Below are 8,567 nucleotides of genomic sequence, written 5' to 3'. Positions count from 1 at the left end.
GTCATCGGCGGGTCCTTGGATCCAGCACAGCGATTCGTTCGGCGGGGGCTATGTCTGTCGAGAGAATGGTCATCGGCGGGTCCTTGGATCCAGCACAGCGATTCGTTCGGCGGGGGCTATGTCTGTCGAGAGAATGGTCATCGGCGGGTCCTTGGATCCAGCACGCCGTACAGGATGTCGACGAGGAAGTTGGCGATGAGCACGCTCACGGTGATCATCAGGAAGAGCGCCTGCATGAGCGGGTAGTCCTGCCCGATCACGGCGTTGAAGAGCAGATATCCGATGCCGGGGTAGCCGAAGACCTGCTCGACGAGGATCGATCCGCCCACCACGCCGCCGAGCGTGAGCCCGAAGCCGGTGAGGTTGGGGAGGATCGCGTTGCGCGCCGCGTAGCGCACGGCGATCGTGCGCCCACGGAGGCCGTTCGCCTCGGCGAAGGTGATGTAGTCCTCGCCGAGCGTGTTGATCATGGCGTTGCGCATGCCGATGATCCAGCCGCCCAGCGACGTGAGCAGGATCGTCAGCGCGGGCAGCACCGCGTGCCGGGCGAGGTCACCGATGAACTCCCAGGTGAACCCCGGAGTCGTCGTCGCCGAGTAGGCGCCGGTCGTCGGGAACCAGTGCAGCACGTAGCCGAGGAAGAACAGCAGCAGCAGTGCCGTCCAGAAGTAGGGGAACGTGCTGAGGAACGAGCCCGTCAGCGTCGGCAGCGAATCCAGCCAGGTGCCGCGGCGCCACGCGGCCGCGACGCCGATGAGCGTGCCGATCACGAACGCGAGGATCGTGACGATCCCGACGAGCCCGATCGTGTACGGCAGCGCCGTGGAGACCATGCTCGCCACCGACTGCGGATAGAAGGTGTACGAGACGCCGAAGTCGAGCGTCGCGACCCGGCCCAGGTAGGCCACGTACTGGTCCCACAGCGATCCGCCCGGCACGCCGAGCTGCGCCTCGATGGCGGCCCGGGTCGCGTCGGACACCGGCCCGTTCTGCGAGAGCTTCGCGATCGCCGCATCGGCGGGAGATCCGGGCATGAGCCGCGGCAGGAAGAAGTTCAGGGTGATCGCGGCCCACAGCGTGAGCACGAACAGGCCGAGCTTCTGCAGGAGGTACTTCATCGGTCGTCCTCCTTCACCGGCTTCAGCTTCGTGAAGAGGTCCACCATCGGGTACTTCATCGGTCATCCCCCTTCACCGGCTTCAGCTTCGTGAAGATCATGAGGGGCGCCGAGTCGTAGTTCTGCGGGATCATGTACGGGTCGTCGGCGGTGGGCCACCCGGTGAACTTCGCATCGTTGAAGAGGCCCCAGATGCCGCCGTAGTAGAGGCCGATCACGGGCATCTCGTCGTAGACGATGTTCTGCAGTTCGCTCACGATCTCGGCCTGCCGGTCGGGATCGACCGTCTCGCGGTACTCGAGCAGCAGGGCGTCCGCCTCGTCCGAGCGGTAGCGCTCGAAGTTGTTGGCGGTGGCCTCTCCGGAGGGCACGTAGAACTCGCTCGAGAGCAGGTTGTTGTACGCCTGGTAGACGTCGCCGTTGCCCATGCCGCCGATCGCCATCTCGAAGTCGCCGTTGCTGATGGCGCTCTGGTAACCGGCCGGCTGCGGCAGCTTCAGGGTGACCTTCACGCCCACCGCCGCGAGTTGGCTCTGCACGCTCTGAGCCGCGCGGGTCCAGTCGGTGAAACCGTTCGCTGTCGTGAGAGCGAACTCGAGCTGCGTGCCATCGGGGCCGACGAGACGGTCGCCGTCGAGCGTGTACCCGGCTTCCTCGAACGCCGCGAGTGCGGCATCGGTGTCCTGCGTGATCATGCCGGAGTCGGGGATCGACGGGTCGAGGTACTCCTCCTGGTTGGGCAGGATGAGGCCGGTCTGACCGGCGGGCTCCATGTAGCCCTCGGATGCCGTCTCGGCGATCTCCTCGCGATCGAGGGAGAGGGCGATGCCGCGCCGCACGTTCACGTCATCGAAGGGCGCGACCTCGAGGTTCGGCATCAGGGCGATCACCCCACCCGGCGGGAACCACCAGGAGTTGTGCTCGCTCGCCGCGCCCCACGTGCCCTCGACGTCGGAGATGAACGCGTAGGCCCAGTCGTAGCCGCGGCTGACCGTGTCGAGCTGGTTGTTCGTGGCGGGCAGGACGATGTGCTCGATCTCGATCGAGTCGGCCTGCCAGTAGTCGGGGTTGCGATCCATCGAGTACTGCTGGTCGTTGTAGTTGCCGAGCACGAACGGACCGGTGCCGACCGGTTCCTCGTTGCGATAGGTGCCCGGGTTCTCGACGTCTGACCACAGGTGCTCGGGCACGATCATCGTGAGACCGATGATCGACAGCGACGGGGCATCCTCGCTCAGCAGGTGGAAGACGACGTCGTCGCCCTGCGTCTCGATGCTCTCGATGTGCTGCCAGGCGCCCTTGATGTCGAGCGTGGGCTCGTCCTTCAGCAACTGGAACGTGAACGCGACGTCATCCGGGGTGAGCGGCTCTCCGTCGCTCCACTCGACGCCGTCGCGGATCGTCATGACGATCGTCTTCGCGTCGGGCTGCGACCATTCGGTCGCCAGCCACGGGTTGAGTTCGCCGTCGAGCGGGTTCACCAGGATGAGCGGCTCGTAGATCCAGCGCGACGCCGTGCGCGTGTTCGTCAGGTACGGATTGAAGTTCCGGGTGAAGAACGGGTTCCCGTGGTCGGCGTTGATGAGCATCGTGTCGTCGCCGATCGTGGGATCGGGCTGGGATGTGATCTGGATGCTGCATCCGCTCAGCGCCACGGCCGCCGCCGCGAGAGCGACCACCGCCGTCCGGCGCCAGCGTCGGAGCATGTGCGTCTTCGCCACGCGTCCACCTCATGTCGTCGTCGTCATGGAGGGGCCGGGTGGCCCCTCGACAAGCCACTGTAAGCGCATACATTTCTGGAACGCAAGGGGTTGACACGATCACCGCGCCCGGTTCGGCGGGGTCAGGACGAACGCTGAGAGCTCTCCCGGAGCAGGATCTGCAGGGGCAGGCGCACCACCGCCGGCGGGGCGTCCGGATGCTCCAACCGACGCGCGAGCACCTGCACCGCCGCGCGTCCGAGGTCGATCATCGGCTGCCGGATCGTGGTCAGCGCGGGCCGCGCGAGCGCCGCCGCCTCGATGCCGTCGAACCCGGTCACGAGCACGTTCTCCGGAACCCGGAGCCCGGTGTCGCGGAGCACGTCGATCGCGCCCAGAGCCATCTGGTCGTTGGCCGCGACCAGGGCGTCCGGCGCTCCCCCGGACAGCAGATCCTCGGCCGCCCGACGCCCGGACTCCCGCGTGAAGTCGCCGCGCACCACTGTCACGGCATCCGGCTCGATGCCCGCCTCGCGCGCCGCGCGCGAGAAGCCCTCCCAGCGCTCACCACCGTCGGGCGAGTTCTCGGGGCCGGCGAGGAACGCCACGCGAGCCCCCGCCGGAACCTGCGCGAGCACGTGACGGGTGACCTCGGCCATCGCCTCGCTGTTGCTCACCGTCACGTGATCGTAGTCGTCGCCCCGCGGCGGTCCGGAGAGCACGACCACCGGAATGCGCCGCGAGAGCCGCGCGAGCACGTCATCGGGCACGCTCTGCGCGAGCACGACCAGCCCGTCGACGCGCCCGGCCATGTCGCGCACGGTCGAGCGGTCGGGATCGTCGCGTCCGACGCCGATCATGAGCACGAATCCCCGCTTCCACGCCTCGAGCTCGGCGCCGCGCAGCACCTCGTCGAGGAAGAGCGAGGTGGGCGGCGCGGTGTCGTCGTCGTGCGCCAGGGTGAACGGCGGGACGGATGCCGGATCCTCGGCGAACACGTCGAGATCCGGCGCCTCCTCGGCCGCATCGAAGCCCGGGAAGTAGAGCCCCAGCACCCCGGTGCGCCGCTCGGCGAGCCCACGCGCACTGCCGCTGGGCACGTAGCCGAGTTCGGCGACCGCCTCGCGCACCCGCTCACGCGTGGTCGCGCGGACGGCATCCGGCGAGCGCAGCACCCGCGAGACCGTGGCGATCGAGACGCCCGCGCGTGCGGCGACGTCGTACACGGTCACGGACCTGCTCACGATGGGTGTCGTCCTCTCCGGCTCGGGATGGCGTCGGGCCAGAGTATCCATCGGCGTACGTCGAACCGCGGTCAGCGCACCGTGCGGTCGCGAACTCGCCTCGCCCGGTCGGCGCTCACGGCGCTCGGCGGAGGTCACGGTGAACCCGGCGTCGGCGAGCAGCGTGCCGAGGGCATCGGCCGACCAGAAGTACGCGGTCGCGACCCGGTGCGCGAACGCCTCGCGCGGCGCGCCGTCGAAATAGCCGATCAACAGGCTCCCGCCGGGCCGGAGCGCCCGCGCGAACTCCGCCAGCACGGCGGGAATCTCGACGGGTGGCGTGTGGATCAGCGAGTACCAGGAGAGGATGCCGCCGAGCGAGGCATCCGCTGCGGGGATCTCCCGGAACGATCCGACCTCGAAGGCGACCTCCGGGAAGCGGATGCGCGCCGAGGCGACGAACGCCTCGGTGGCGTCGAGGCCCCACGCGTCGCGCTGACCGCCGCCGCGGCCGTCACCCTGGCCGAGGAACCGCGTCCACAGGCCCGGCCCGCTGCCGGCGTCCAGCAGCGTTCCCGTCGTGGAGTCGCGCCAGGCGGCGATGCTCGCGCGGTCCGCGGCATCCATCTGCTCGATGTCACCCAGCAGGCGCACGTACTCCTCGGCGCGGGCGGAGTAGGCAGCGGCGATCGTGCTGTCCGACCCGACGGCATCCGACATCGGCACGGCTAGCCCTGCTTCGCGGCGAGCGCCGCCTGGTACAGGCCGCGCGACGACAGCCCCGTGAGTGCGGCGACCTCCGAGGCGGCCTCCTTCAAGCGGATGCCGTCGGCGACGAGCCGCTGCACCTGGGCGAGCGCGTCGTCCGGCGAGGCCTCGCGACGCGGCGCCCCCTCGACGACCACGACGATCTCGCCCTTGACACCGCCCTCGGCCCACTCGACGAGCTCGGCGGCCGTGCCCCGACGCACCTCCTCGTAGAACTTGGTGAGCTCGCGGCAGACCGCGATGCGCCGGACGTCGCCGAAGGCTTCGCCCATGTCGGCGAGCGCCGAGGCGAGACGGGCCGGCGACTCGAAGAACACCATCGTGCGCGGCTCGGCCGCGAGCACCCGCAGGGTCGAGCGGCGCTCGCCGGGCTTGCGGGGCAGGAACCCCTCGAACGTGAAGCGGTCGGTGGGAAGGCCCGAGATCGCGAGCGCCATCAACGGCGCGCTCGGCCCCGGGATCGCGGTGACCGTCACGCCCTGTGCGACCGCCTCGGCGACGAGCCCGTAGCCGGGGTCGCTCACCGTCGGCATACCCGCATCGCTCACCACCACGACATCGGCCTCGATCGCGAGGGTCGCGAGCTCGGCGGCCTTCTGCTTCTCGTTGTGGTCGTGCAGCGCGATCAGGCGCGGGCGGTTGTCGATCTCGAGCGCCTTCAACAGCTTCTGCGTGGTGCGGGTGTCCTCCGCAACGACGACCTCGGCGTTCTCGAGCACCTCGATGAGCCGGCGCGAGGCGTCGCCGAGATTTCCGATCGGGGTCGCAGCGAGGATGATCACCCGCCCAGCCTAGGCTGTACCCGTGACCTCGCCCGTGCCCCTGCCGCTGCCACCGGAGCACCGACCCGCGCACGCGGAGCGCACGACCTGGTGGGGTCGCACCCGCGACCGCCTGCTCCTCGACCCGGAGTGGAACGGCATCCTGAACTGGCTCGCTCCGTTCACCGTCACCCTGCTCGCCGCATTCCTGCGGCTGGTGAACGTCGGCCACCCGCACGAGCTCGCCTTCGACGAGACCTACTACGTCAAGGACGCCTGGTCGCTGTGGACCCTCGGCTACGAGGGCACCTGGGGCGACGGCGCGAACGAGTCCTTCGTCGCGAACCAGGACCTGCCGCTGTCTGAGAAGGGCTCCTTCATCGTCCATCCGCCGTTGGGCAAGTGGCTGATCGCCCTGGGCATGGCCGCCGGTGGCCCCGCCGACAGCCTGGGTTGGCGCCTCGCCACCGGCATCCTCGGCACCGCCTCGGTGCTGCTGGTCTACCTGATCGCCCGCGTGCTCACCGGGTCGACCGTCGTCGCGACCGTCGCCGGTCTCCTGCTCGCGATCGACGGCCTGAGCGTCGTGCTCAGCCGCATCGCCCTGCTCGACGGCCCCCTCACCTTCTTCGTGCTCCTCGGAGTTCTCTTCGTGCTGCTCGACCGACGGCGCACGATCCCTGTGCTCGAACGAGGCGATCCCGACAGACCCGAACCGCTGTGGGGTCCGATCCTCTGGCGGCGCCCCTGGTTGATCGCGGCGGGTGTCGCCCTCGGCGCCGCGTCCGCCGTGAAGTGGTCGGGCCTGTACGCGCTCGCGGGCTTCGGCCTGTACGTCGTGGTGACGGATGCCCTCGCCCGCCGCCGTGCGGGCGTCGTGGTGTGGCCGTCCGACGCGGTCTTCCGGCAGGGCCCCGTGTCGTTCGTTCTTCTGGTCTTCCCGGCGCTCGCGACCTATCTCGTCAGCTGGACCGGATGGTTGGTCACCGCGGGGGGCTACGACCGGCAGAGCGACCCGAACCCGCTGATCGCGCTGTGGAACTACCACCAGTCCATGCTCGGGTTCCACGTCGGGCTGACCCGCGGGCACCCCTATGCGAGCCCCGCGTGGGAGTGGCCGTTCCTCCTGCGCCCCACCGCCGTGTGGGTCGACAGCGATCCGGGTCCCTGCGGCACCGACCACTGCATCGCGGTGATCTCCTCGATCCCCAATCCGCTGATCTGGTACGCGGGGGTCGCGGCAGCCGTGTACCTGCTCTACCGGCTCGTGCGGGGCTGGGTGCGGCGGCAGCCGGTCGGCTTCGAGGTCGGCATCCCTCTCGTCGGACTCGCGGTGACGTACGTGCCGTGGCTGATGTTCCCCGAGCGCACGATCTTCCAGTTCTACACGGTCGTGATGATGCCGTTCCTCGTGATCGCGCTCGCCCTGACGCTGCGCACGATCGCCGGTCGACGCGACGATCCGCTGTACCGACGGCAGTCCGGCGAGCGCACCGTGATCCTCTTCCTGGTGTTCGCGGTGCTGGTGTCGATCTTCTTCCTGCCGTCGTGGGTCGGGATGAGCGTGCCGTACCCGTTCTGGCTCGTGCACAACTGGCTGCCAGGCTGGGTCTGATCACACCTCGGTGCGCGGTCGCGTCAGACGGGACACGACGACGAGCACCAGGGTCAGACCCGCCGTCAGCAGCAGTTGCAGGCGCGCCGCCTGGTCGAACGCCGCGAGCACGACGACGCCGGCGATCAGGGCGACGCACAGCCACGACAGCCAGGGGAACCCCCACATGCGGATCGGCAGCTCCGTGCCCGTGCGCTCGGCACGGCGGCGAAGGATGATCTGCGACACCGCGACGGCCGACCATGTCACCAGCAGCGTCGAGCCGACCACGTTCAGCAGCACGGGGAGCACGACGTCGGGGAACGCCCAGTTCAACCCCACGGCCACGAAACCGAAGGCGACCGAGGCGACCACCGCGACCCGGGGAACGCCCGTCGGTGTGGTGCGCGTGAGCGCGCGCGGGGCGAGGCCGCGCTCCCCCAGCGAGAACACCATGCGCGAGGCGCCGTAGATGTTGGCGTTCATGGCCGACAGCAGCGCCACCACGACGATGATCGACATCACCAGGTCGACGCCCGGAAGGCGCAGGGTCGCGAGCACCGCCGAGAACGGCCCGTCGAGCACGGCGGGGGTGTTCCAGGGCAGCACGGCGACGATCACGAAGATCGACCCGAGGTAGAAGACGAGGATGCGCACGAGCACCTGACGCACGATCCGGCGGATGCTGCGACCGGGGTCCGCCGACTCCGCCGCGGCGATCGCGACGAGCTCGGTGCCGCCGAACGCGAACACGACGATGAGCAGGGCTGCGGCGATGCCGGCTGCACCGTTCGGGGCGAAGCCGCCCTCGTCGAAGAGATGCGCGATCCCGGTCGCCGGAACCCCGGGGAACAGCCCGAGGATCGCGCACACCCCGATCACGAGGAACACGATGATCGCGGTGACCTTGATCGCCGCGAACCAGAACTCGAAACGCCCGTAGCCGCTCACCGCGAACAGGTTGATGGTCGTGAACGCGGCGACGAACACCAGAACCCACACCCAAGCGGGAACGGCGGGTACCCAGCCTGCGACGATCCCCGCGGCACCCGTCGCCTCGGCGGCGATGACGACCACGAGTTGGATCCAGTACATCCAGCCGACCGCGCTGCCGGCACTGCGCCCCATCGCATCCTGCGCGTACGAGCTGAAGGCGCCGGAGTTGGGGCGCGCCGCCACCATCTCGGCCAGCATCGCCATCACCAGCACGACGATGGACCCCGCCACGAGGTACGAGATCAGCACCGCAGGACCGGCGAGGCCGATCGCCTGACCGGAGCCGACGAAGAGGCCCGCGCCGATCGCGCTGCCGAGGCCCATCATCGAGATCTGACCGCGCGTCAGGCCCGGCTTCAACGACGTCGAGGCGGTGGAGGCAGTGTCGGGGGCGGAGTCGGTCACCGC

At 69.4% G+C, this 8,567-nt stretch carries 6 protein-coding genes; 1 reads left to right on the top strand and 5 read right to left on the bottom strand.

The features are described 5' to 3' along the window. Positions 1-137: 137 nt before the first annotated feature. The 4 genes from ACFY9N_RS12780 to rsmI form a co-directional block, all read right to left on the bottom strand. A complete protein-coding gene (locus tag ACFY9N_RS12780; RefSeq protein ID WP_391479034.1) occupies positions 138-1,118 on the bottom strand; it encodes an ABC transporter permease in 981 nt (326 codons plus the stop codon). 55 nt (positions 1,119-1,173) lie between these two features. Next, the gene (locus tag ACFY9N_RS12775; protein WP_391479032.1) at positions 1,174-2,838 is read right to left on the bottom strand and encodes an ABC transporter substrate-binding protein; all 1,665 of its coding nucleotides are present in this window, start codon (positions 2,836-2,838) and stop codon (positions 1,174-1,176) included. A gap of 122 nt (positions 2,839-2,960) precedes the next feature. After that, positions 2,961-4,760 carry a substrate-binding domain-containing protein gene (locus ACFY9N_RS12770; protein ID WP_391479031.1) on the bottom strand — a complete coding sequence of 600 codons (1,800 nt, stop codon included), beginning with the start codon at positions 4,758-4,760 and terminating at the stop codon, positions 2,961-2,963. An 8-nt stretch (positions 4,761-4,768) separates the two neighbouring features. Beyond that, the gene (gene rsmI / locus ACFY9N_RS12765; RefSeq protein WP_391479029.1) at positions 4,769-5,590 is read right to left on the bottom strand and encodes a 16S rRNA (cytidine(1402)-2'-O)-methyltransferase; all 822 of its coding nucleotides are present in this window, start codon (positions 5,588-5,590) and stop codon (positions 4,769-4,771) included. Between the two features lie 22 nt (positions 5,591-5,612). Here rsmI and ACFY9N_RS12760 point away from each other — a divergent pair, with 22 nt between their 5' ends. Next, positions 5,613-7,184 carry a dolichyl-phosphate-mannose--protein mannosyltransferase gene (locus ACFY9N_RS12760; RefSeq protein ID WP_391479028.1) on the top strand — a complete coding sequence of 524 codons (1,572 nt, stop codon included), beginning with the start codon at positions 5,613-5,615 and terminating at the stop codon, positions 7,182-7,184. On the opposite strand, the gene ACFY9N_RS12755 is transcribed toward ACFY9N_RS12760, so the two are convergent. Continuing rightward, positions 7,185-8,564, bottom strand: a complete 1,380-nt coding sequence (locus ACFY9N_RS12755; RefSeq protein ID WP_391479027.1) for an amino acid permease — start codon at positions 8,562-8,564, stop codon at positions 7,185-7,187. Positions 8,565-8,567 lie beyond the last annotated feature (3 nt).

Source organism: Microbacterium sp. NPDC008134 (genome assembly GCF_042957055.1).
In the GTDB taxonomy this organism is placed as follows: domain Bacteria; phylum Actinomycetota; class Actinomycetes; order Actinomycetales; family Microbacteriaceae; genus Microbacterium.
This window is presented reverse-complemented; position numbering and strand designations above follow the sequence as displayed.

Bases quoted from the DNA above. Each gene is read 5' to 3' on its own strand.
- ACFY9N_RS12780 (WP_391479034.1), bottom strand. From the start codon at position 1,118: ATGAAGTACCTCCTGCAGAAGCTCGGCCTGTTCGTGCTCACGCTGTGG.
- ACFY9N_RS12770 (WP_391479031.1), bottom strand. From the start codon at position 4,760: ATGTCGGATGCCGTCGGGTCGGACAGCACGATCGCCGCTGCCTACTCC.